Genomic DNA, 26443 nt, shown 5'->3' with positions numbered 1-26443 from the left:
TGAAAAACTTCAAATGGTTCAGTGAGGTGAGTATAGAATTGCTGATTTGTTTGAAAAAATAAAAACCAATAATGTTATAAAGAATAAAAATGGTGATTTACCAGCAACTACAGCTGTTTGGTCAAATAATCAAATAGGTAAATATATTTCGAGAGAAAATGCAACAATTCTAAAAAATGTTTTTACTGCTACGGCAAATGGATTTGGTAAAGTATTCTATCAACCTTATGAGTTTACAGTTTTACAAGATAGCTATGCTTTCAAATTTAAAGATTCTAGTGTAGCAATTGATAAAGTGCATTCATTTATAATTTCCTTATTAAATAAGGTTTTTTCTAAATATCAATGAAATAATAAATCAGGCTGAAACAAAGTAAAAGAAGAAACAATCCAACTCCCAACTAAAAACAACCAAATCGATTTTGAATTTATGGAGAGCTTCATAAGCGAACTTGAAGAGGAGCGCATAAGCGAACTTGATGCTTACCTGACGGTAAGCAATCTAAATAATTATGAATTAACTAATAAAGAACTAGAGGTCTTAAATAGATTTAATAATCAACAAATAGAATGAGGCGAGTATAGAATTGGTGATTTGTTTGAAGTGAATTCTTCTAAAAAAATATTTCACGCCAATTATATTAACATTTGAGACAATAAAGAGGATAATAATTTCCCATATGTTGTTCGTAAAACTTTGGATAACGGTATAAGAGGCTATATTAAAGAAGATCAAAAATATTTAAATCCTGGCAACACATTATCTTTTGCCCAAGACACATTTATTGTGTTTTATCAAAAAAGCGCATATTTTACGGGAAATAAAGTTAAAGTACTAAATCCAAAATTTGCAATATTTAACGAAAAAATAGGTGAATTTATCGTATCAATGTTGCAAAACGAGTTGTGCAACTTAAGTTGAGGTAATGGTTCAGATGTCAATATGATAAAATCCTTTACAATCCTCCTCCCAACTACAAACAACCAAATCGATTTTGAATTCATGGAAACATTCATAAAAGCTATTCAAAAACTAGTTATCAAAGAAGTAGTGAATTTTAAAGATAAGAAAATTCAAGCCACAAAAGAAGTTACAAGAAATAAATAAAATAGTTGCATTAAAAGCAACTGTTTTTTTGATTACTAAACTCTTATTAGAAATTAACAACTTCTTTTAGTTTCTTAGAAGGGTAGAACTTTACAACTCTTTTTTCTGGAACATGCATAGTTTCACGTGTGAATGGGTTAAGTGTTTCACGTCCTTTTTTAACTGTAGTTTCGAAGATACCTAAAGGTCATACTCTTACCTTTTCTTCGGCGATTAATTGTTCTTTGATGATGAAAGTTAAACGATCCAAAAATTGATCTGCCACTCTAACAGGAACTTGTAAATCTTCAGCTAATGCTGATACTAATTCTTTTTTAGTCATAATACTCCTTATTTCTTTTCTAATTTAATAATACTATATTTTATAGGTTTTTTTACTAAAAAAACTATTTTATAGGCTTTTTAGTAAAAGCATAAAATAGTTTTTTATTCTAGACCAGATCTATTTCTAAAAATTAAGTTTATCGGGCATCCTGTATAGTCTAAAACCATACGAATTTGGTTTTCCAAAAACCTTTGATAAGATCAGTGCAAATATTTTTTATTATTAACAAAAAAGATAAATGTCGGGATTTCATCATCTGTTTTGCGGGCAAAATAAATATTTAATCTACCACCGTTATATGGTGCTGCGGGCTGGATTAATTGCGTTTCATGGATTAAATTAGATAAAACGGATGGCTTAACATCACGAGTAAGATTTTCTTTAACCTGCAGGATTGTTTTAATAAGCTTGTCAATTCTTTGATTGTATTTAATTGAGACGAAGCAAATAGGTACTCAAGGAACAAAGTGGAAGCGATTTCTTAGTATTTTCTCGTAATCACGCATTGTATTGGTTGATTTTTCAACTAAATCTCATTTATTAACAGCAATAATGATTGGCTTATTATTTTCTAAAGCATACCCAATAATTTTGGCATCAAAGTGCGAAAGCTCTTGTGTTGAATCAATCATTACTATAGATAAATTGGAATCATCAAGTGATGAAATAGCGCGCATTAAAGCTAACCTCTCAACATCATCATCGATTTTACTTTTACGGGTAATGCCTGCTGTGTCAATAATTTCAAATTCTTGGTCTTCAATTGTAACTAAAGTTTTAACACTATCGCGAGTTGTTCCAGCAATATCGCTAACAATTGATCGATTTTCTTTAGCTAAAACATTTAAAAGAGAGCTCTTGCCTGCGTTTGGGCGGCCAATAATTGAGAGTTTAAAGTGTTTGCTTTCATCATCTTCGTCCAGTTGTAAATATTTTAAGCATTGATCTAAAACGTCTCCAACACCATTACCATGTTGTGCTGAAATTTGGTAAATATTATCAACGCCAAGTGAATATCATGAATAATTAAATAAAGCGGGGTTATCCATTTTATTGGCTGCTACAATAATTGGTTTTTTGCTTTTTAAAAGCATGCTATAGATCATTTGGTCATCATTAGTAATTTCTTGGGTGCCATCTATTACAAAAATAACTACATTAGCTTCTTCAATTGCAATTGTCGCTTGCGTACGTATTTGTTCTTGAAATTGTTTTTTTTCGATTTCAATTCCGCCGGTATCAATTATTTGAATGGCTTTGCCATTTCAATGACATGTCTCATAAAGTCTATCTCGAGTTACACCGGGTCTATCATATGTAATTGAGCTTCTTTTACCAATCAAACGGTTAAAGAGAGTACTTTTTCCAACGTTTGGCTTACCAATTATGGCGACAACATTTCTACGCATTTAATTCCTTTTCTTTAGTTTTTATTAAATTAATGATGTGTTCAACTACTTCTTCGAAATTAATATTTGTGCAATCTAAAACGATAGCATCTTCGACAATTTTAAGGGCATCATGTTCACGATTTGTATCTTGTTCATCACGAGCTAAAACTGCTTCATAAACGGTATTAAAATCAGTTTCATAGCCCATTTGTTGATTTTGTAAAACTCTACGGCGTGCCCTTTCTTCAGCAACAGCAGTTAAATATATTTTTAATTCGGCATGTGGCATAATACGGTAAGTTGTATCGCGACCATCCATAATAAAGCCTTTATCATTTTTAGTTAGACCATGTAAATAATCATTAACAAATTTACGGACACAAAGGTATTTGGCAATTAAAGAAGCAGCTTTAGAAACGTTATCTTCTCTAATTTCATTTGTGACGTTTTTACCTGTAATATAGACGCTTTCGTCAAATTTGATTTCTAATTTTATTTTTGAATTATCTAAATATTTTTCAACGACTAATTGATTATTGATATCAATATTTTGCTCTAAAAGATAAAGTGCTACAGCACGATAAACATTTCCACTTGATAAAAATGTGTAATTAATTCTTTTTGCAATTTCTTGTGAAACTGTAGATTTTCCTGCACCTGATGGCCCGTCGATAGCTATATTAATTTTCATGATTATTCCTTTAAATTCTATTTATATAAATATACCAAAATATATTTAGTTTAATACTAAATATACTTAATATGCTATAAATTAACTTTTTTTATCACGATTTCTTTAGTTTTTTGAATTTCTGAATCTGTATCTAATTCTAGTTCAGCATTATCAATAAATTTTGTACGGTCATCTTCGTACTTAGATAATTTGGCTGAAAAATTATTATCTGAAAATGAGAAATGACGATAAGGATTTAACTTTAGGCTTTCTTGATGAATTTGTTTATTAATTTGGATTTTTGATTCGTATTCATCCCATTTTTCTTTGCTAAGATTATTTTTATTTTTAATGTATTTTGGCTTTTCTAAGATGATATTTTTTAATTCGTCTTGATCAAATATATCACAATCTGGTAATAGCTGTTGAAAGGTTATTATGTCTGCTTTTAGCTCTTTATCTGCATTGATTAAACTTACATTTAAGCCTATTTCACTATAGTTTTGGTCAACTATTGGGGCTTTGAATTTAGCTTTGTTTTTTTTCATTCTAAATATTAATTTTTAAAATTTTTTGTGAAATCTTCATTCACTGAATCGTGAATGTTCTCAAAAACAGATAACACTTTTTCCTTATCTAGACGGGATAAATTGGGAATATTTACTTTTAATGTAATAACCAAATCACCTTGACGACCTGATTTTTTAACACCTTTATTTGGAATTACTAAGCTCCGGTCATTTTGATATTCTGGTTTTAATTTAAATGATACTTCTCCATAAGGAGTAGGAACTTTTACTACCTTAGAACTCATAATATCAATAAACGATACTGGTAAATCTAAATAAAGATTAAGACCTTTTCTTACATAATATTTATGTTCTTTAACGATGAATTGAACATATAGATCACCTGATGGGCCACCATTTTCGCCTCTTTCACCATAGCCGGGAATTTTTTTTCTTTCTCCTGATTCGACTCCTTCAGGAATTGAAAAAGTCACTTTCTTTTCTTTTTTAAGGTATTGTTTACCCTTGCAGACTGAACATTTTTTAGTAATTTCCTTGCCTTGTCCATAACATTTTGAGCAGACGCTTGATGTTTCCATTTGACCAAAAGGGGTTTTTACAACTTGTCTCACACTTCCCCTGCCATTACATGTTGAACAAGTTTTAATATCATTTAATGATTCTGCACCCGATCCTGAACAATGATCACATAATTCATGCTTGGTTAGTTTTTCAGTTATTTCGCGCCCCATGATTGAATCCATAAAAGATATTTCTTTATTCATCATGTAGTCACGACCTTTTGTTGGTGTATTATTAGTTCTTGATGAACCGCCAAAAAGATCACTGAAGCCTGAAAAACCGCTAAAGAAATTGCTGAAAATGTCACCAGCTCCACCACCAAAATCAAAACCTTGTTGACCGTCTGGATTACCATAGCGGTCATAATTTTCACGCTTAGTTTTATCTCTTAAAACTTCATAAGCTTCATTTAGTTCTTGCATTTTTTTGTCGCTACTTCCATCCTTCAATTTATCAGGGTGGTATTCCATAGCTAATTTTCGGTAGGCGGCTTTAATTTCTGCGTCTGTTGCATCTTTGCTTACACCTAAAATTTCATAAAAATCTTTCTTCATAATATCTTAATTTTAGCACATAAAGGGTTTAGTGCTAAATATAATATTAAAAAAGAAAATTTTTATTTTTTTATTCCCATTTTTTCTGTGCTACAGCATTTTTTGAAAAAAATAAAAACGAGAAATTTGATCGTTTTTATTATTTTATTTTTCATCTAATGGGTATAGGCCCAACTTATCTGGTTCTGTTGGTTTTTCGTTAATTATGATTTTAGCTATTTTTCCCTTTTGAACTAAAACGGTTTTAGAAGCCATAGGTTGCATAGCCGGATTGTGGCTAACCATAACAACAGTTGTGCCTAACTTTTTATTAACATTTCATAATGCATTTAATACAACTCTAGTCGTTCCCTCATCGAGTGCTCCGGTAGGTTCATCGGCAAAAATTATTTTTGCATTTTTAGCTAAAGCACGCATAATTGAGATTCTTTGTTGTTGCCCACCAGATAATTGAGAAGGAAATTTTTGGATTTCTTCTTGCATATCAAATTCATTGAATAATGCATTAACATCAACTTTTCTTTCTGGATCTTTTTGTAAAAAGGCGCCGGTCATAACATTATCAAATGCATTTAAATTTTCAAGTAAGTTATAATTTTGAAAAATAAAGCTAATATCTCTTCTTCTTAAATTAGTAATTTCTCTATCACTCATATATGGAAGCGTATGGTTGTTAATGATTATTTGACCTTTAGATACACGATCTAACCCAGAAATTAAGTTTAGAAGAGTACTTTTGCCACCTCCGCTAACTCCTAAAAGCAAGACAAATTCGCCTTTATTAATGCTTAGATGTATATTATCTAAAACCTTAGTTATAACATTACCAATAACATAATATTTTGAAACATTTTTGACTGAAATTATTTCGCCAAGCTCATTTTGGTCATTTTCATGCCCATCTTTTTTTCTTTTTCAGCGCGCAATTGATTTTAATAATGATGCAACTTTACGCGGTACAGTCATATACTTTAACCGCTTATTTTTTTCATTTTCTAGAATATCAAAAAGTGTTTTACGGTTAATTTTAGTTGATTTATCTACAGCTAATGCATCAGCTAATATTATCGTTTCCTGCTGGTCAATAACAGGAGGTTTTTTTGCTCTAGTAGTTTTTTTCTTGCTTGTACTTTGAGGATTTGTATTTTTAGCAGGCATATTATTTTCCTTTCAATAAATCAATTGGTTTAAGTTTGCTTATAGCTGTAAATGTGGCGCTAACAGTGATGATGAAGATTGCAAATATTGTAACTAATGTTAATATTACGTGTCATCATTTTAATGATAATGGTAATGCAATTAAGGCGCTTGATAATAAGATAGAGTTAAACGCCATAATTTCTATAGCCACTAAAGGCACAGATATTAAAACAGCTGCGATGATAAAAGGTATAAAGATTGAGAAAAACATTCATAATTTTTCGCGGTGTCTATATCCTAAAATGGTTCAAATAGCTATATTACGCTGGTTTTCGTTAATTATTATTGATGATAAAATAATCAAAATAATTAACGAAGTGATTAACATAACCACCATGGCTGAAATACTTAATGTGTTCATTAGTGTTGAGATTTGTTGGGTGAAACCAAGTTCAATGTCTTTTGAAACGATTGTAGTACTTAAAGCAGTATAAAGTTTATTATTATAAATTTGAGTAAATGATTCGATTGAAACACGCGGGTTTTCACGAATGCTATTATAAATATTTTGATCAAATTTAGTTTGTGTTGAATCTAAGAATTGCATAATTTCATCCGCAGTTAAACCACTATGTTTTAGTACACCGTCTTTAGGATTAAATATTTGATCAAAGATTGCTTGCATATCAGCCAATGTGTAATCATCCATATTAACTGATGAGTAACCAGCTCAATAACCGCTTGCTGAGTAAAGCGAAATTGAGTTTGTAACTTGTAACGGTGATGACTTGTTGGTTAAAACTCCATTAAATGCTTCTGCTGAGTTGAAGTTTGGAATCTTATTAAAACCTATTAATTCATTAGCTACTTTAGTCGTAGTAATAAATTCATAATTAATATGTGTAGGGTTAATTCCGACAACTTTAAATGTGTAAAAAGGCTGTTCTACAGGCTTTTTGGTGATTTTTTCCTTAATAACATTTAAGTATCTATCAACTGAATTTTCAACTTTGATTTGGATTTCTGAACCTATAGAAAGGTTGTATTTTTTTGCTACAACATTATTTATTACTAACGGTGAATAAGCTGAGTCTTTAAAATTATATAAAACATCATAAAGGTTTTCACCATTTTCATTTTCAAGCTTAATGAATTTACTATTTTGTTGGTATCCATAAATATTTATACTTTGATTATTTCATTTTGCCTTTAAAGTGGTGTATTTTTCATCTGTTGTTGGGTCAAAATATACACCACCAAAACTTATAAAATAGTCGTTAACAGTTGGGCCTGTTAATTCTCCAAAATCAGCCAACCAATAGCTATTTTTAAAAATGTTATTCGCTGAACTGCTTTGGTTATTAGTTTTAGCTAATTCAGATTCTTGCCGAATTTTTTCATCAATTAGCTTATATCCATTAACTAAGAATTCGCGATACTTAGTTCTCAATGGTTCATCGGTTGTAATTGCTACTTTTTGGTATTCTTTTCCATCTCATTTAGCTAGGTAGAAGTTCCCTTCTTTTTCATCTTTTAAATGAACATATTTAAAGAAATCAACATTATTTCCGTTTTTATCCTGAAGCGATAATGCCCTGTTTACAGGGTTTATAGTAAATTTATAATTTAGCCCGTCGCTTTGTGTTTTTTCTAATTCAACACCTACTCGGTCTCTGATTTGATCGATTTTTGCTTTTTGAGAATCTGGCATAGCGTTATAAGCAACTAATCAAGGGTTAACGGAAACGCCGGCACTAACTTTTATTGCTTGTGAGAATTGGGTTAAGATATGAGAATCTCCATATTTAGGTGAGCCATTCTTACCATCTATATTTATAACGCTTGAATAACCAGGGCGGAAGAAGTCTAATTTTTCTCTATTTGCTTCTACGATAGAACCATTAGGTGTGTAAATATGATTATTTAAGTCATTAGGATTGAATAATTTATATCCGCCACCTTCAATTGTTGGTGATTCTAAGTCAACTTTAAAAGTGTAATTTCTGTTTCTGTATGTTTCGTTAATTGTTTTGTCAAATGTTTTGCTTGAAGCTATACCAAATAATGTAGCTGAAGCAGTTAATGTAACCGAAGCAGCAAAAGCAGACAATTTACCAAAACTACTGTAGGCAAGTATTTTTGAGAAACGTCTCTTAACATTATTTTTACGTGAATGTTTATAAACTTGTTCGTATATTTTGCCATGTGGAATTGAAACAGAACCAGTTATTAACTCAGTTGGTTTATGTCTTAATGAAATAACAGTTGTGATCATAATTAAGGCTGAAATACTTAAAAACGGTACGAATACTGTCATAAACATAGTTAAGAAGGTGAAGGCTTGGAAGGTTTTAGGAAGTGATCAATAATCATTGAACAAATCAAAGAAAATTAATTGAAGCCTATTTCCCAATGCATAACCAATTGCACCACCAATTATTGAAGTAACTAATGCAAACATAGTATTAGATAAAGCTATTTGTGTTGGTGTATACCCTTGTGATAATAAAATACCTAAAACTTTATTTTTATTAGCTATATAACGTTGTATTGCAAAAATAACAGTAACAGCGGTTAAAATCGAGAAAAGTATAACTAGCAAAATAGCAGAAACTGAAATTGTTGAAATAACATTTTCGACTGTCGCCACACGAAGTGATCGTTCAGGGTTGATTGGGTCTATTTCATCACGTAAAAAGACTCTTTGTAATTTTGCACTGTCGCTAATTGAATTATCAACAATATTTGAGATTTTTTCTTTTAGTTCTTTATCACTTAGTTTTGTCTCGTTTTTCACTAGTAAAGATGATTTAATAACATTTCCGGAGTATGCTAATTTTATTCTATCAAAGCCCAATTTATTCACATAAACTAAAGCTTGCGATTCGGTATTAACTTGTAAATTATTTTCATCTACAACTGGATAAAGATAATCAGCTGTTAAATCTTCTCCAATAATTACAAATTTAATTCCATTAATATTTATTAAATATTTATCTGGAATTCTGTCTATGAACTCTTTAATTAAAAGCGGATTTGTTGGAATTTTTCCTTCATAAATAGCTTTATTATTTTTCTTAAGTCATGCATAATTTGCCTTAGCTACGTAGCTTTGAGTATTATTAAAAACAATATCCTTAATTTCTTTTTGTTCATTTATTTTGAGGTTAATTGATTTAATTAAATCTATGAAATTTAAACCAAAGAATTTAAGATCATCAGGATTTTCAAAGGCATCATAGTAATCTTTATCAACTGAAGGACTTGTAAAATTATCTAAATTTAGTGGTTCATAAGAAGAATTACTATAGTTGAATTTCTTATCTAAATATTCACTTAATTTAACACTTTCTTTTGAAGCTTTTTTTGTATCACTATTATTGATTAATAATTCAAAATCAATTAATTTATTTCAAATTATATGAGCAAGATTTCCTTTAATATCTGTTTCTGCATTGGTTTGATTAATTAGTAATGATAAAGTTATTTCAGGGTAAACAAATCTTAGAATTGGGTTTGTGAATATTGGATCAATCCCTAAAACTGATGTAATTCCGAATTTATTTAAACTATTAGAAAGCCCAATAATTTCAAATCTATTTTGAAAGAATTCATCAGTAAATAAGTAATTTTGGGCAAATTGTTGCAGTGTTTTATGATAAATCCCATTAATAGCATCAGAGTCTGAGCTATACATTTTACTAATTCCGATTAAACCAAAGAGTCTAATAATTGCTGCTTGATTTTTATCGATATATTTTTTAAATTTTGGATGTTGATTTACGAATTGATTAATTATTTGATTCTTATATGAACCATTTTCATTAGTTTTAAATAATGTTACTGTGTCAGTATCAAAAATAAATTTTGTTAAATAGTAGTCTTTAATACCAAAAATTGGTATTTGGTTAGATGAGCTTTTTTCTTGTGACAATTTTAAGATTTCTGGGTTAACCGATAATTCTAAAATGCCCTTCACAAAGGAGTTTGCTTCATTTTGAGAAACATTTTTAACGGTATAAAAATCAAATAATTGTTCATAAATATCTCAAGCTTGTGCACCTAATGAGTACTCATTTTCAACCGAAATATAAGCATTATTTTGAATTAAAGTTTTTAATATATATCAAATAGAATTTTTTTGACTATTAAAATTAGCTAGATTATTTAAAAGATCTGCACCGGTTTTTAGTGTATCACTAGGATAAAATTTATTTTTGGTCTTAGTTTGATTAATAAAATTTAACAGTGCATCAATTTTTACTAAAAGTTCATCTCTACTGATGTTTTCGTCAATATTAGCTATATTAAGAAGAATGTACCTAATATCGCTAAATTCGATAAACATTTCGTTAAAAGTTTTATTATCATCCGCATTTATTAATATTTCTTTTGCTTGTTTTAATATTCTTTCATAACTAAAGTTAGTGTAAATATTATTTTCTCTTGATTTTAATATTGAAGAGAAGATTTTTATAAAATCAAAGAAGCCAAGTTTATCATTGTCATTTTTTGGTAATGTAATAGAGAATGTTTCATTACCTATTTTTTGTTCTAAAACAGTAACAGCTGAAGACAGATTAAACATTTTAATTATGTTTTCTTTAAATGCTCTATTAGATCCAGGATTTGTAAAAAGAGAGGATAAAAATGCCTTAATTCCATCTTGCGGAGAAATAACTTTTAAAGCTATGGCATAGTGTTTTTCTTCAATTTTGCCTGTATCTCTATTTTTAATTAAAACACGTTTTGTTGTTAAATGTTGTTTTTCATATTCATTAAGTTTTGCGCCTAAAATATGTCAATCAATCAAATCAATAATATTTATAAAACTGCTTTTAAAGTTTTTAAATGGATCAGCTTCACCTTTTAATTTAATTTTTTCAATTACTGGTTTTATTCCTTCAATGATTGAGGGGCTAATCTTATATAAAATTTTCGTTAATAATGCATTAGGGTTTTTAAGATCTAATGCTTTTTCAAATTCGAAATTATTAATTAAGGTAGCCAACGCTTCATTTAATTTTAGATTATCAACTGATGTGAATAATCAGGAAATAGGCTGCGAGATTGATAATTTCGTTATATATTCTTTGTTATCTTTTGTTACTATTTTATTGTTGTTTTGTTCGAATCAATTGTGGGCTTTAGCGCTAAATTCCTTTAAGTTAATTGATGAAATTATTTTTTCAAAAGATTGAATTACTAATAATGGATCTTTTGAACTTTCAGCTAGAGATCTAGGGTCAATGTATACTGAAAGATCGAGTTTTGTAAATGTTTTTATTATATTGAAAAGATTTTTTAACTCTTTAGTTAGATATTCTTTTTGGTCATCTATATCACTAAGTGAAGAGATTTTAGTTTTTATTTTAGTAAATAATGAGAAAAATATTTCATCAACTAGGTTGCCGTTTTCTTCATTTGTTAGTTCATATAGTAAATCAAAAATTAATTCAGGTAGAATGCCTTTATTTAGCTTAGCTTGTGTAAATACATTTGCAAATTGGTGCTTATCTAAAACTTTTGTAAGTATTGGCGCAACACGTACAACTTGATTGATGGTTAAAAATTTATCTTTTACTAAATCGCTAGTAATTAGCCAGTTTTCAATAATTTCAACTAGTTTTTTTACTGATCCGGTTTGGATTATATCATTAACTAAGTCTGTCTTAGGGGATAAGAAATATATTGGAATATAGTAAATATTTTCGAAATTATTGTCTTTCTTTACTCATCCTAAATCATCAACTTTTATATTTTTTGTAGCAATGGTTAATTTGTTTTTTTGCATCCAGTTCGCTAAAGAAATTAGATCAAAACCACCATTATTAAAATCACTCGGAACAGATATTCATGTTGGGTGTCCATCAATATTTTCTTTAATAGCTAATTGGAATTTATTATCTTCAAAGTAAATACCGTATTTTTCAAATTTAGCTTGTTCTTTTGTCTCTGGATCATATTTTCCTAAAAGAACTATTTTATAGGTATTTTGAATAACTAAGGTTTTATCGCTTCTAATTTTTTTAACGATTGAATAATCGTATTTAGGGTCCACATATCTAGGATCAGGGAAAAGATTTTTGCTAATCGAAGAAATTAATTGAGAAGCAATATATGGTGGTAATTGAGAACTTTTAAAAAAGTCTTGATTAGTTTCGCCAGTGTTATTTAATTGACTCCTATTTTTTTCTTCATTGAATAATTTACCAACATTAAGTTTTATGCCTTCAACTTTAAAATCATTATCTCCAGTATTGATAAAATGAAAAACGCTTTTTTTACCAGTATTTTCATCAACAGCATCAACTGTTATAGATTGACGTAAACCGATATTGTTTTTTGTTGTTAGCTTACTTATATTATCAACTATTGATTGCCTGGTAATTTCATAAGCTTTATTAGAAATATAGAAAGATCTTTCATTTCTAATATTTGCGTTTGTTAAGTTATCGAAATTTAATATTTGTAATGTATCAGGATTATTTAAAGTTTTAATTTCTATTTCTTCAATAGTTAATGGATTTTCTTCTTTAGTTTCAAGAGATATATTGTTAGGCAGAATTCTTTTTTCGTTTTCAGTGTATAACTTAATTTGTTTGAATTCCAAATTGTCATAATCTCTTGTTAAAGGTATAAAGATATTTCTCTCAATTGGTTTTGCATTAATAGTTGAATCGATTGGCTCAAGTTTTTCATTTTTTACTTTTCATCAGTATGAAAATGTTTCTAAATTATTTCACTCGCGTGAACGATTTTTTTTATCGTTAACGTTGCCTAAAGTTTTCATAAATGTTTTAAATGCACCTGTTCATTTATCTTTATAGTTATTTTGATCAATAAATGAAGTGTAGTAGTTATTACGATGAAACTCAACTGAACTTGTTTTCTTGGCTATTCATGAATTTTGTATATTATAGGCTTGACCAATATTTCAATTATATTTTTGGTTTATTGTATATGTTAAATCATCTTTATTAAAATCAGATAATTTAAAAATATTTTTTATTTTTGATTCGCTGTTTAAGTCTGTAGCACTGCTGATTGGGTTAGCTAGAAATTTATTTAATTTATTGATATCCACTAACATATAGCGGTTTGTTGTTGCGTCATATTCAAAACCTAGAATAGCGAATAATTCACTAGCTTTTATTTCCACACCTTTTCCAAACTTTTCAATTAATTTATGTCCTGCATTATAGTCGTGTGTGATTTTTTTATTTTCAAGATCAAAATATAATGACCCAGGCTGACCACCATAGACCTTATTATTTTGTTTATATAAGTTAATGATATCTTTAAATTTAATGGGATTAGTGAAGGTAAAATTTGTGTTTTTTGTAATCGTAATATTTGTATTGTCTGGTATAAATGTTCCGTTTTCTAATTTATATAACTTTGATGGTAGGCTATTAGAAATAATTTTAAAGTTTGGATTTTCTCCATAAAAATTAAATTCAATAGTGCGCTCTCTTTTTAATTTTTCAGCATCATAAATTTTATAAAATTTTACCAAATCATCTTTTTTAATGTACTTTTGGTTGAATTGAACATCATTAATTCCAAGATCTTTTAAGCTAATAAATTCATTTGAATTATCTCAAAAATGTAGTGTTAAACTATTTTCATCTAGATAATCTTTTTTAATTTCTTCGGAAATAGAAGTATCAGCGAAAGATTTTTCATAGTTAATTTTGTAAACAACTGGCTTATATTCTTTTAAGCCATATTTGTTTAAATCGTCAATACTCTGCCCATTGATTAAATAACCTTGGTTATAGGCGCTACCTTGCGAAGGGAAGTTTAAATCAACAGATATATCGTGTAAACGACTAACTTTTTTATAATCATTAATTGTTCCAACTGTCGAAGTTCTGACACTCATAAGCAGTGTAAAAATCGTTGAAGTAAAGAAAATCAAAATACTTAAACCAATAACTAAGATTTTATTTTTTCATAAAGACCTTAAAACTTCTTTAAATAATCTTCACATAATTCTCCAATCGAGCAAAATTTTAAATAATTATATTATATTAAATATTAATATCAAAAGGTAAAGGCCTATAAAACTAAAAACCTAATATAATTTATTCAAGGAGAATTATTGACTTTTACAATAAAATTAAAAATCGTACTTCAGTACGTGAATATGATCAAAATAAACAAATTGGTGAGCAAGAATTACAAAAGATTTTAGAAGTAGTCAACTCTGCTCCAACGTCATCAAATTGACACTCATCAAGCGTGATTGTGGTTAGAGATAAAGAATTATTACATAAGCTTGGACAAAGTAATAAATATACTGGCGCGATTACAAGTTGTGATACATTTTTAGTGTTTTTAGCAGATTATAACCGTATGAATTTAGCTAAAGAAATGTTCCCAGAATTACTGTACAACAGTCATTCTAGCGAATCTTATACCGTAGGTGTTGGTGATGCTTTTATCCAAGCTACAATGGCACAGGATATAGCTAAAGATTTAGGAATTTCTTCATGCTTTTTAGGTTTAGTGAGAATGATGGAAAGTGATTTAATTGAAACTTTAAATATTAAAGGACAAGCTTTTCCAGTAATTGGTTTAACTTTAGGGTACGCTAAAGAAGAAAACAATTTAGTGAAGCCAAAAATGAATAGAATTTTTATGAACCAATACAATATTGAAAGATTAAAAACAGATACGGAGGAATATAATAAGCCGTTAGAAGAATATTTTGCAACGGTTGCCCTAGGCAAAAAATTTTATACGTATAAAGAAGCTACTATCCGCTCAGCTTCAGGCTATAGAATGGAAACTAAACTAATAGAGGATATTTGAAAATTAGTTTTAGAAAAATAAAAATAGCACCAAAGCTATTTTTATTTTAATTAAATTTATTTTGTTAAATCAATTACAAAAGTTAATGTAACATCTGAAATTTGTTTATTTTTGAAACTGAATAATTTAACTTTAATTGTTACTGTTTTTTTAACATCATCAAATACTGTAGGTATGAAAGAATTTGCTTGGTGTTGGCCCTTGCTTTTGCTGTATCTAACTGGTTTATCTCCATCGACAAATTGTCATTCGCCTAATGATTCATTGGTGATTTTAAATACTGGGACATAAGTTGATTCTTGTTTAATAGTAAATTGTTTACCCACACGGTCAAATGAAACTTGTGTTTGTCCATTGTAGGCATTTGATTTTAAAAGGTTAAGTAATTCTTCGCCTTTTTTCTCATGAACAATTTCAATTTTGTAGTTTTCAACTTTAGTTAATTTTTGATCTGTGATATTGACTTCCTTAAAGCCGCCTTCATATTTATCTTTTGGTGTTTCTGGTTGTGGTGTAGGTTTTTCTTTTTCTTTGTTGCAAGCAACGACAGCTAAAGGCATAGCTGAAAATGCTAATAGCGATGAGTTTAATAATAATTTTTTCATTTGTTCTCCTTATTACGCATAGAATTATACTAAAATATTTTTTATATAAAAGTAGGTAATTTATCCAAAAAAGCCTAAATGCAGGCATTTTAGATAGATTAATTTCCGTTAATTATTGAATTTATTTGTTTTTTAGACGGATCTTTAATTAAGAATGTACCGGCTACGCATGCATCAACGCCTGCTTTGAAAGCCTTTGGACCGGTTTCGTTATTTATTCCACCATCGACTTGGATCAAGTATTGGTAGGCATTTTTATTTCTGATTTTATATAGCTCATTAATTTTTTCTAATGATTTTTCCATAAATTTTTGACCACCAGCTCCAGGCTCAACTGACATAACTAAAACTAATGATAAATAAGGTAAAAACTTTACTATTTTAGACACATCTGTTTCAGGCTTAATAGCTAAACCAAAACGATATTCATGATGTTTTTCTTTTAATAACGCTAATAAACTGGTTGGTTTAATCGCTTCATAGTGGAAAGTAAAAATATCAACAACGTCTTTGAAATCATCTAAGTAAGCTAATGGGTTAACAACCATCATGTGAGCATCCATCATATGTTTTGGTGCTTGTTTTTTAATTTCTTTAATTTCTGCCAAAGTAATTGCTGTATTAGGAACAAATTGTCCGTCCATAACATCATAATGTATTCATTTAATACCTTCAGCTATTAATGTTTTAGCCATATTAGCACGTTCTGTGGGTTCAACATTTAACAAAGATGGGGTAACATATTTTTTATTTTTCATTTTCTAGTTCCTTTTGTAATTTTAAATAATTTTCATAACGCAATTTTGGTATTTGTCCTCTTTCAACGTTTAAAATGATATTGCAATAATTTTTTGGTTCATTTATATGCAAACATGATTTAAATTTACACATTTTAGCCAATTCCCTAAAAGAATAATAAGCATTAGCTAAGGCATATTTATCCATATTTAATTCAATATTCGAAAAGCCAGGAGTATCGATTAGTTCACCATCAAATGCTTCCAGTATTTGTACAATTCTTGTAGTATGTTTGCCACGGTTAGCAAATTTTGATATTTCTTGAGTTTCCAAATTAAGACCTGTGATTGAATTAGTTAAAGTTGTTTTGCCGACACCGCTTTGTCCCATTAGTGCAACAGTTTTATTTTTAAAAATAGGCTTGATTAATTCAATTCAGTCGGTATTTTGATTGGTTAATTTGAAGCATTCATAACCAAGCTTAGTATAATAATTAAATCAATTGTCTTCTCCTAAATCAGATTTAGTTATGAAAAGATAAGGATGGATATTTTTATTTTCAATAATAGCTAAATATTTATCCACTAAAAGAGGTTGAAAATTGGGTTCTTTTAGCGACATAACCACTATTAAATTATCAATGTTAGCTACTTTAGGACGAATAAATTCATTTTTTCTTTCTTCAATTGAAGCAACGAAACCTTGTTCATTAATTTGCACATAATCACCAACCACAGGGACAATGCCTTTATGACGGAAAACACCGGCTGCAGGTATTGTAATTTTTTCTCCTGATTTAAGCCGTATACAGTATTTTCCGCTATTTACAGAATAAATTTTACCTTGCAAAAAAACTCCTTATTAACCACGTATATATATGAAAATTGCGATGATACCAGCTATCATTATTAAAGCTAAAATAACAATTGAAGAAATTAAAAATCATTTTGAATCAATCCAAGAAAATCTGGTTTTTTTGGGCTTGATTTTTTGTTCATCCAAAGGAACTTCAAAAGCTCTTTTAGGATCTAATGCTGAACTTAAGTCTCGGTGCATTTCATAAACTGATAAATATCTTTTTTCAGGATCTTTAGCACAAGCTTTATACATGATATTAGCAACAGCATAATTAATATCAACAATTTTTGTGATGTCTGGAAACTTATCTTTTCTTTGCATTTGCATTGTTTGTAATGGTGTTTCGCCTCGAAAAGGGTATTTACCTGTTAGCATTTCATAAAATAAAATTCCTAATGCATAAATATCGGTTTTTTTAGAAGGCACACCATTTTTTACGGTTAACTCAGGCGCTAAATATAAGACTGTGCCGATGACTGAATTTTCGCGTGTATAACGTTGTGAATCGGGTTCTAAAGATAAACCGAAATCAATAATTTTTATCTGTTTTGCGCCATTTACAGCATTATCGGTCACAAGAATATTTGAACTTTTTAAATCGCGGTGAATAATATCAAGGCTATGTAATTCATGAATTGCTTCGCAAATTTGTTTCATAAACATTATTGCTTTATAAGGAGCAAGTCTGCCGCTGGAAGTTATTACATCACGAAGTGAATCACCTGAAACATATTCCATAATTAAATACATTTCATCATGCCTTTCATAATCATCAATATACTGAACTACACCACGAGATTTAATTTTTTTGAGAACTTGAATTTCTTGTCTAAAACGGTTGCGAGTCACTTCTTCATTTTCTTTGTTTTCTACCCTTAGGTATTTTAATGCGAATTGAATAGGCTTTTTAGTATTAACATCTTTAGGTTCGATTAAATAAACAGATGAAAAACCACCCTTACCAATTAGCTTAATTACTCTATATTTTTTATAAATATTACTATTGTTTATGATGTCCATATTAAGCCTCCAAATCGATTATACCGATACTTGCATTATCAGTTGAGTTGTTGTCTAAAGCCATAGTGATTATTTTTTCACAAAGCTTATTTGGTTCTTCATCTAAAATTAATAAATTTTCTAAAGCAAGTTCACTTAAAAACGAATGAACACCGTCGCTAGTAACTATTATTTTTCTAATTTTATGAAAATTATCACTTAAATCAGAAGCCTCGATTTTAGTTCTTTTATTTGGGCCAAGAGCAGACGTTAATGAATGAGCCTGATGAACTTTAGCTGCATCTTTTGGTTTTAATCCCTGTTCTATTAGCATATTCATGTAATTATGATCAGTTGAAATCTGGCGTAGTACAGAGCTTTTAGTTAAAACATATGTACGGCTATCGCCGATATTGTAAACAAACAATCTTTGATTTTTTAAATCAACATATGCAGCTGTAACGGTGGTGCCCATATCTAATTTAGCTTCATCGTTTGAGGCAATTTTTAGCATTTCATTGCGTGCCTTATCTGTTGAATGCTTAAACCATGCTGTAAAAGCTTCGACGCTTTCATTTTCATTAGGCAATTCGAGCATAAAAGATTGCCCAATAACATTAATTGCAATATTGGATGCTAAAGAGCCACCATAATGACCACCCATTCCATCGCATAAAATAAGTAACATTCTATAATTATTCTTAAAAACTTTAACGGCATCTTGGTTTTCAAGTCTCCGTCTTCCTATATCACTTTTATAACCGAAAACCATTTTAATCCTTTAATTCATTGAGAATAATATCTCTAATTTCCTTTGCGGCATGAACGGGATCTTCATTAATTATGTGATATTTAAATAAATCTTTTTCACTAATTTCTTCTTGTGCTTTTTGCAAACGTTTTTTAATTGAATTAACATCCTCAGTTTTACGTCCAACGATCCTCTTTTCAAGTTCCTCTAACGAAGGCGGCAAAATGAAAAAGGTAATTATTTGATATTTTTTGTTTTGTTCATTAGCTAATATTAATTTAGCTCCATTTGTTTCAATTTCTAAAAATGGAACACCATTATTGGCATGTATTCTATCGATTTCACTATAAAGTGTGCCGTAATAATTATCAAAATGATAGCTATATTCAATTAATTTATTATTTTTAATTTTGTCTAAAAAGTCTTCTTTACTGGTGAAAAAGTAATGTGAGCCATTAATTTCACCTTCACGAGGCTTACGAGTAGTCATTGAAACAGAAAATTGCAGATTTAATTCTTTGAATCCAAATAATGTTTTTTCAATTGTACCTTTTCCGACGCCTGAAGGACCTACAAAAATAATTATTGGTTTTGTGTTTTTCATAGTTTCATATTATATATTTATTTATAATATAATTAAGAAAAAGGAATAATTGTCTATGAAAAAAAGTTCAAAATGCTTATATATTAGCTCAACTTTTTTTGGCGGAATGCTACCATTTTTTGCATTATCTTGCTCGAGTTGAAAAACTAATGATAATGAAAAAGTAAAGATTATTAAAGAGCTACCATTTACAAATTATCATCAAGGTTTTTCAACATCAAATTCATTTATCACGAGCTATTATACTGAAGATGAAGGCGTGCCTTATGTTGATGTGCATGAATTAATAACTAATTTAACTGGGAGAAACTCTCTTAAATATTTTTACATCGAGTCTGCTTTTTCAGATCAATTAACAATCAAAAATCTTGTTAATGGAACCAAAATAGTTATTAATTGAAAAGATAATACTATTTCAATGGGCCCTTATTCTAATTTTGTTGAATTAGGTGATGATGAATATAATTCTGCTTATAGTGAAGGTGTAAAGAGATTAAGCATTGATATAACTGAAAATCCAATAGATTTATTTTTTGATCTATCAAAATATGATTTAGATATACTTAAATATAAAAATAAAATCTTGCTACCATATCCAATTTTTAATACATTATTTTGTTCCCAAAACTACTATAACATAATATATAATGGGAACAAATATGCCGGAATTGAACTTGTTTACAACGATAGTGATAATAAAGAGTTTCGTAAGAAACTAGAAAAGGACTCTCCTTTCTTAAATCATTTAACAGAATCTTTTAAAAAAGATAATTATAATTCGCTTTTATTTACTTTAGATTATTACTATAGCTTGATGCCTGAATTTAAAATTTATCCAGATTTTAAAAAATTTATCGAAACAAATCCTGAACTTAAAAGTAAACTAACTGATGCATTATTGGGCAATGATAATGCAAAACGCCGAGAAGCTTATTATTATTTATTTGAAGATCTTTTAGCCGATTTGCATACTTCATTACAAGCTATGCCTATTAACCAAGATTTTATATTAGATTCTGAGGAAAACATTAAAAGAGCTGTAACTGTTTCTGATTTTCATGAACTTAAAGCTAATGAAAACAATAATCGTAATCAATATCGCAAAATTCGCAATGAACTAATAGTTCAGCGTAAACACAAAAATTGATCTAACTACGAGTTTTTGGACGATCAGGATATAAACGAAAAAAATTATGAAAAGAATCAATGGCAGTATGGTCCAATGTTGTTTCATAATTATAAAAAGAATTTTGCAGTAATTAAATTCGATAAATTTGAAGTTAAAAGACCTGAAATTGGACAAAATAAGTCAACTTTTGATTTTGTTTATGAAGCAGTAAAAAATGTAAGATCATATAATTCATCAGTTAAAAAATATGCTTCACATTTAAATAAAAACTATAAAAAAGTTGAAAATATTGTGATTGACTTATCGACTAATGGTGGAGGTGCAATTGCTTCAATGATTAGGGTTCTTGGAATATTGACTGATAAAAATATCCCTATTAATAATTTCAATACATTGAATAAAATCGGTTATTTTGAGCAATGAGAAGTTGATGTTGATCTAGACAAAAATTATAAAAATGATGCGGCTACTGAATTTAATTATTATGTATTAATTGGTCCAAACACCTATAGTGCAGCTAATTTATTTGCATCTATTGTGAAAGATCTTAAGCTAGGCACATTAATTGGTAAACGAAGTTCTGGAGGCGGAAGTGCCATTTTGCCTTTAGTTTTACCTGACGGAACAAACTTTATAATTTCAGGCCCTCAAACCCTTAGAAATGTACAAAACCAAAGTATTGAGTACGGTATAGATCCTGATATCAAAATCGAACTAAAAGACTTTTATGATTTTGATTACTTAGATAATATTATAAATCTAACAAAGTAGTCAAAGCTGATGTTGCGTTTTTTTATTTTGTTTCCAAAAACACTGTGCTACTGTATTTTTGGGAACAAAAGTATTATGCTATTTAAATCTTAATTTAATATATAATTACTAAAGTATTTAGGAGGCACCATGGCTGTATTAGTTATCACAATAATTATGGTTGTTATTGCTCTTTGCGTGATTATCGCTTCTCTTTTAATGTCGCCAGATTCAAACGCTTTTTCTGGGGCTTTAGTAGGTTCTGGTGACTTAGAATTATTTAAGTATTCGAAAGAAAGGGGCTTTAAAAAATTCTTAAAATGATTTATGTTTACTATCGGTATTTTACTTATGATAGGCGCATTAATCATTAGGATTTTAATGTAACAATCTATGATAAATCAGGAGAAATTATTAGAATTTATAATTAAAAATCCACGTTCAACTTTCATCCAAATTGCTCGCGGAGTAAGAATTCCAATTGCTTTAAATCGTGAATTAACTAAAATTTTAGGCAGCTTACAGCTAGACGGAAAAATTATTCAAAATAATAATGATAAAAGTTATACAGCCATTCGTAAAATAGGCACAGTTAAAGGTAAACTGAATTATGGCAACGAAGGGCGCTTTGGCTTTATTTTGAGCGAAGAAGGTGAAGAAAAAGAAAAGTTTTTTGTACCTGGAATTAATTTCAACGGTGCTCTTGACGGTGATGTAGTTGAAGCCGATGTTTTCGATTATACAGATCCTAAAGAAGATAAAAAATTTAGCATCATTACCAAAATTATTGAACGAAGTATGAGCAAGGTTTTTGGTGTATTAGAATTAAAAAATAGTGCGCTTAGTTTTAGACCAATTCACAAGAAATACAAGGGTTTTAGTTTCAAAATTGACCAATTTTTAGTTGATGCACGCATCGACGATTTAGTGCAAGCCGAAATAGTTGAATATAATGAACACTTTTTAAAAATTAATATCATCAAAAAAATTACTCAGATCACAGATCCGCTTTGTTATTTGAAAGTAATGTTAGTAACAGCTAATGCACCTGAAGGTTTTGAAAATAATGTGATAAATGAGGCTAATAAAATTCCCGATACAATTGATGAAGTCGGAATGAGAAATAGAATCGATTATCGTCATGAGCTAATTGTTACAATTGATGGCGACGACACTAAAGATTTTGATGATGCTATTAGCGTAAAAAGAATTGATCAAAACACCTATGAATTAGGGGTTTTTATCGCAGATGTTTCTTACTATGTTAAAGAAAATTCGGCCATTGATAATGAAGCTTATAAACGTGGAACTAGCACTTACTTAGCTAATACCGTTATTCCTATGCTTCCTGAAAAACTTTCTAATGGTATTTGTTCGCTAAACCCAAATGAAGACAGATTTGTGATTGCGGCTATAATGACAATAAATCGTTTTGGTCAAACTATTAAAACCGAAATTAAGCCTGGAATAATTACTTCAAAATATCGCTTAACATACAATAGAGTAAATGAATTTTTAAGCGCAGGCAAACGTTTCGATGATAAAGAATTAAACAAAATGTTAAATGCCGCTTTTGAGCTTTCAGTAATTATTAGAAAAGTAAAAAATGATGAAGGATATCTTGATTTTGAAATCGAGGAACCTAAAGCCATACTTGACGAAAATGGCCGTGTTATAGATGTTATAACCAAAAAACCTGGTCCTTCAGAAAATATGATTGAAGATTTTATGGTGAGAGCTAATGAAGCAGTTGCGACATTTTTAACCAGACAAAAACTACCCGTTCTTTATAGAATTCACGAGAAACCAAACGATGAAAAAATAACATACTTCAAGGATGTGTTGAAAACACTAGGAATTAAAATTCCTGATTTATCAAGCGATAATGTAGATCCAAAATCTTTTAGCAAAGTTGTTTATGCAATTAAAGAGCAAAGATTTGATAGCTTTTTAAAAGCATTATTATTAAGAACAATGTCTAAGGCGGTTTACTCTCCGGATAATATTGGCCACTTCGGATTAGCTAGTGTTGATTATTGCCATTTTACTTCGCCAATTAGAAGATATCCAGATTTAATTATTCATAGGATAATTAGAGATATTATTTTCTATAATGACCGAACAAAAATCGATTACTTTGCTAAACAATTACCGATTTATGGTGCTGATAACTCAGAGTGTGAGCAAAGGGCTATGCAACTTGAAAGAGATACAAACGATTTAATGTTTGCTGAATATTATCGTGATAAAATTGGGCAAAGTTTCAATGCACAAATATTATCTATTACAGCCTTTGGTATGTTTGTTGAATTTGAAAATAAAACTGATGCCTTAGTTCACATTTCAACCTTAACTGATGATAAATATGTTCCAAATGATAACTTAACTGAATTAAGGGGCGAATTAAACAAAAACCGCTATAGACTAGGCGAAAAAGTTTCAGTAGTAATCACTCAAACTGATCCAATTAATGGAAAAGTTGATGCAGTTTTAACTAAAAATTACGATCAATACTATCAAAATCTTAAAAGAAAAATGAGCAACAGGCCTAAAGGAAAGTATGATAAACAACACTAAAAAGGGGCTTTTAGTTAGAAATAGTTTAGGCTTTGATTCCAATCTTTTTATTACGCAAGATAAAACAATGTTTAATTATTCTGTAGATACGATTATGCTTGGTAACTTTGTATTTTTAAATCGCAGAATAAAAAATATGCTTGAAATTGGAACAAATAATGGCGCATTATCGATTTTTATAGCTGACAGACACAAAAATTTGCATATTGATGCTATTGAAATTCAAAAAAGAGCAGCTAATCTTGCAAAACAAAATGTTTTAGATAATAATAAGCAAGACCAAATTACAGTTTTTCACGAGGACTTCAATAAATTTTATAAGCGCTGAAATAAAGAAAATCAGCCCAGATATCATTCTATTGTATGCAACCCTCCTTTTTATCCGGTTGAAAAAAGCAAAATTAGTCAAAAGATTTCTAAAGAAATGCTCATTGCGACCCATGAATATAAGTTAAATTTAAAACAAATTATTAAAGGTTGTGCAACGATTATTGAACAAAAAGGTTATTTAAACTTTGTTTTACCTGTAGAAAGAATGGTTGACTGTTTTGAATTATTAAGGAAGTATAAATTTGAACCAAAAAGAGTGCAATTTATTACTCCAAGAATTCATGATAAGCCTAAATTAGTTTTAATTGAAAGTCGCTACCAAACCGGCTGAGGTTTACACATGATGCCAACACTATTTTTGCATGATCCTAATGATTTAAAAAATCATGATTATCTGCCACAAATTAAAGAACTATATAAGCCTAAAAAAGTGAAATAGAGGTGAAAAATGAAAAAAACATTTTACATTACAACACCAATTTATTATGTTTCAGGTCCTCTTCATATTGGACATATTTATTCTACAATTATGGCCTGGGTAATTAGAAATTACAAAAAATCACGAGGATATGACACCTTATTTTTAACTGGCAGCGATGAGCATGGCCAGAAAATAGCTAATAAAGCGGCAGAAGAAGGCATCAGCGAACAAGAATATGTTGATAAATTTGTGAAAATTTACAAGGAAACTTGGACAAAATGAAATATCGATTATGATTATTTTTCGAGAACAACTAATAAGCACCATGTAAAAATGGTTCAAGAAATCTTTAGTGAGTTTTTAAGAAGAGGCTGAATTTATAAAGGTTTTTATGAAGGTTTGTATTCTACAAATGATGAAGAATATTTAACTAAAGCACAGGCAAAAGAAGAAAATGGTGAATATTTTCACCCTGTTTCAGGTCATAAGTTAACATTAACTAAAGAAGAAGCTTATTTTTTTAAAACCAGTAAGCTTGCTTCTTGATGATTAGACTTACAAGCAAGTAATAAAGATATGTTCTGACCTGAAAAAGTTGTAAATGAAATGAAAAATAACTTTTTCAGCGACGGTTTAGAAGACCTTTGCGTTACCAGAAATACCGTTAAATGAGGCATTCCATCAAAAGAAGAACCAGAACACACTATGTATGTTTGACTTGATGCATTGTTTAATTATGTAACTAATATTGGTTTTGATTTTAATAATCCATCACAAGATTATCAAAAATTTTTCGCTAATGGCGATGAAATCGTTCACCTTCTAGGTAAAGAAATTTCAAGATTTCACTTTATTTATTGACCAATGTTTTTACATGCTCTTGACTTAAAATTACCCAATAAAATATTAAGCCATGGATTAATCAGAGATAAAGACGGACGTAAAATGTCTAAATCATTAGGAAATGCAATTGATCCGCAATATCTACTTGATAAATACGGTGATGAGCTAATTAAAACATTTTTTGCCGCACAAACTTCATTAGGCGAAGATGGTAATTTCAGTGAAGAAAAACTTATTGAATTTACTAATACTGAGCTGGTTAACAACTATGGTAATTTAGTTTCTAGAACTGTTAAAATGATTAGCAATTCGTTCCCAAAAGGGCTACACTACAGTAATAATGGTGAAAAAATCGATTTGGATATTATTGCTAAAATTAATTCTTTTAAAGATGATTTTTTCAAAGAAATGGATCAATTTAAATTAGATAAAGGTTTTAAACTAGTTTTTGAATTATCATCTCATTTAAATAAATATATTGATGAAACTACACCATGAAAATTAACTGATAATTTAGAAAGACTACAACAAGTTTTAAGCATCTTATTAAATGGAATTTATGCAGTAAGCTGTGCATTAAAAATTACTTTACCAAGAAAAATCAATGATGTTGCGCAAGCTTTAGGTATCAAAGAGTTTAATTTTGAAGATATTGACAATTTTTCTAAATTTGATAATAAAGAAATAGCGCAAAAGTTCATGTTTCTAGCGCGTATTAAATAATAAGGGGGGTGAT

At 29.2% G+C, this 26443-nt stretch carries 20 protein-coding genes; 7 read left to right on the top strand and 13 right to left on the bottom strand.

Annotation, left to right across the window (positions count from 1 at the left end):
• Positions 1 to 13 precede the first annotated feature (13 nt).
• The gene (locus tag T385_RS0102790; protein ID WP_029906323.1) at positions 14 to 1108 is read left to right on the top strand and encodes a restriction endonuclease subunit S; all 1095 of its coding nucleotides are present in this window, start codon (positions 14 to 16) and stop codon (positions 1106 to 1108) included.
• A gap of 46 nt (positions 1109 to 1154) precedes the next feature.
• Here T385_RS0102790 and T385_RS0102785 read toward each other — a convergent pair whose 3' ends face one another.
• The 7 genes from T385_RS0102785 to T385_RS0102755 all read right to left on the bottom strand — a co-directional run bounded on the left by T385_RS0102785 (position 1155) and on the right by T385_RS0102755 (position 14278).
• On the bottom strand, positions 1155 to 1430 hold the full coding sequence (locus T385_RS0102785) for an HU family DNA-binding protein (protein ID WP_029906322.1): 276 nt from the start codon (positions 1428 to 1430) through the stop codon (positions 1155 to 1157).
• Between the two features lie 104 nt (positions 1431 to 1534).
• Positions 1535 to 2842, bottom strand: a complete 1308-nt coding sequence (gene der, locus T385_RS0102780; RefSeq protein WP_029906321.1) for a ribosome biogenesis GTPase Der — start codon at positions 2840 to 2842, stop codon at positions 1535 to 1537.
• On the bottom strand, positions 2835 to 3515 hold the full coding sequence (gene cmk, locus T385_RS0102775; protein WP_029906320.1) for a (d)CMP kinase: 681 nt from the start codon (positions 3513 to 3515) through the stop codon (positions 2835 to 2837). The genes der and cmk overlap by 8 nt, the downstream gene beginning before the upstream one ends.
• A gap of 74 nt (positions 3516 to 3589) precedes the next feature.
• Positions 3590 to 4045 (bottom strand): hypothetical protein, encoded by a 456-nt coding sequence (locus tag T385_RS0102770; RefSeq protein WP_029906319.1) that lies wholly within the window; start codon positions 4043 to 4045, stop codon positions 3590 to 3592.
• An 8-nt stretch (positions 4046 to 4053) separates the two neighbouring features.
• On the bottom strand, positions 4054 to 5142 hold the full coding sequence (locus tag T385_RS0102765; protein WP_036450785.1) for a DnaJ C-terminal domain-containing protein: 1089 nt from the start codon (positions 5140 to 5142) through the stop codon (positions 4054 to 4056).
• 144 nt (positions 5143 to 5286) lie between these two features.
• A complete protein-coding gene (locus T385_RS0102760) occupies positions 5287 to 6300 on the bottom strand; it encodes an ABC transporter ATP-binding protein (RefSeq protein WP_084276671.1) in 1014 nt (337 codons plus the stop codon).
• A gap of 1 nt (position 6301) precedes the next feature.
• Entirely contained in the window at positions 6302 to 14278 is a 7977-nt protein-coding gene (locus T385_RS0102755; protein WP_029906316.1) for an ABC transporter permease, read from the bottom strand.
• Between the two features lie 89 nt (positions 14279 to 14367).
• On the opposite strand from T385_RS0102755, the gene T385_RS0102750 reads away from it, so the two are divergent.
• The gene (locus T385_RS0102750; protein WP_318023886.1) at positions 14368 to 15123 is read left to right on the top strand and encodes a nitroreductase family protein; all 756 of its coding nucleotides are present in this window, start codon (positions 14368 to 14370) and stop codon (positions 15121 to 15123) included.
• Positions 15124 to 15158: 35 nt separating this feature from the next.
• Here T385_RS0102750 and T385_RS0102745 read toward each other — a convergent pair whose 3' ends face one another.
• From T385_RS0102745 to gmk, 6 genes are all read right to left on the bottom strand, one after another.
• On the bottom strand, positions 15159 to 15707 hold the full coding sequence (locus tag T385_RS0102745) for a hypothetical protein (RefSeq protein ID WP_029906314.1): 549 nt from the start codon (positions 15705 to 15707) through the stop codon (positions 15159 to 15161).
• Positions 15708 to 15805: 98 nt separating this feature from the next.
• Positions 15806 to 16465 (bottom strand): ribulose-phosphate 3-epimerase, encoded by a 660-nt coding sequence (locus tag T385_RS0102740; protein WP_029906313.1) that lies wholly within the window; start codon positions 16463 to 16465, stop codon positions 15806 to 15808.
• A complete protein-coding gene (gene rsgA / locus T385_RS0102735; RefSeq protein ID WP_029906312.1) occupies positions 16455 to 17294 on the bottom strand; it encodes a ribosome small subunit-dependent GTPase A in 840 nt (279 codons plus the stop codon). Before rsgA ends, T385_RS0102740 begins: the two co-directional genes overlap by 11 nt.
• A 12-nt stretch (positions 17295 to 17306) precedes the next feature.
• Positions 17307 to 18323 carry a serine/threonine protein kinase gene (locus tag T385_RS0102730; RefSeq protein WP_029906311.1) on the bottom strand — a complete coding sequence of 339 codons (1017 nt, stop codon included), beginning with the start codon at positions 18321 to 18323 and terminating at the stop codon, positions 17307 to 17309.
• Position 18324: 1 nt separating this feature from the next.
• Entirely contained in the window at positions 18325 to 19074 is a 750-nt protein-coding gene (locus T385_RS0102725; RefSeq protein WP_029906310.1) for a PP2C family protein-serine/threonine phosphatase, read from the bottom strand.
• Between the two features lies 1 nt (position 19075).
• Complete coding sequence (gmk, locus tag T385_RS0102720) at positions 19076 to 19657, bottom strand: guanylate kinase (RefSeq protein WP_029906309.1); 582 nt, start codon at positions 19655 to 19657, stop codon at positions 19076 to 19078.
• A 55-nt stretch (positions 19658 to 19712) separates the two neighbouring features.
• On the opposite strand from gmk, the gene T385_RS0102715 reads away from it, so the two are divergent.
• From T385_RS0102715 to metG, 5 genes are all read left to right on the top strand, one after another.
• Positions 19713 to 21557, top strand: coding sequence for a S41 family peptidase (locus tag T385_RS0102715; RefSeq protein WP_029906308.1), 1845 nt, complete (start codon positions 19713 to 19715; stop codon positions 21555 to 21557).
• Between the two features lie 129 nt (positions 21558 to 21686).
• Positions 21687 to 21923 carry a preprotein translocase subunit SecG gene (gene secG / locus T385_RS0102710; RefSeq protein ID WP_029906307.1) on the top strand — a complete coding sequence of 79 codons (237 nt, stop codon included), beginning with the start codon at positions 21687 to 21689 and terminating at the stop codon, positions 21921 to 21923.
• Positions 21924 to 21929: 6 nt separating this feature from the next.
• Entirely contained in the window at positions 21930 to 24113 is a 2184-nt protein-coding gene (gene rnr / locus T385_RS0102705; protein ID WP_029906306.1) for a ribonuclease R, read from the top strand.
• Positions 24097 to 24882, top strand: a complete 786-nt coding sequence (locus T385_RS0102700) for a tRNA1(Val) (adenine(37)-N6)-methyltransferase (protein ID WP_029906305.1) — start codon at positions 24097 to 24099, stop codon at positions 24880 to 24882. The genes rnr and T385_RS0102700 overlap by 17 nt, the downstream gene beginning before the upstream one ends.
• 9 nt (positions 24883 to 24891) lie before the next feature.
• Positions 24892 to 26430 carry a methionine--tRNA ligase gene (gene metG, locus T385_RS0102695; protein WP_029906304.1) on the top strand — a complete coding sequence of 513 codons (1539 nt, stop codon included), beginning with the start codon at positions 24892 to 24894 and terminating at the stop codon, positions 26428 to 26430.
• The last annotated feature ends 13 nt before the right edge of the window (positions 26431 to 26443 follow it).

The organism is Mycoplasmopsis opalescens ATCC 27921 (genome assembly GCF_000712185.1).
GTDB lineage: Bacteria > Bacillota_I > Bacilli_A > Mycoplasmatales > Metamycoplasmataceae > Mycoplasmopsis > Mycoplasmopsis opalescens.
Note: the sequence above shows the minus strand (reverse complement) of the source record. Positions and strands in the feature narration are given on the sequence as shown.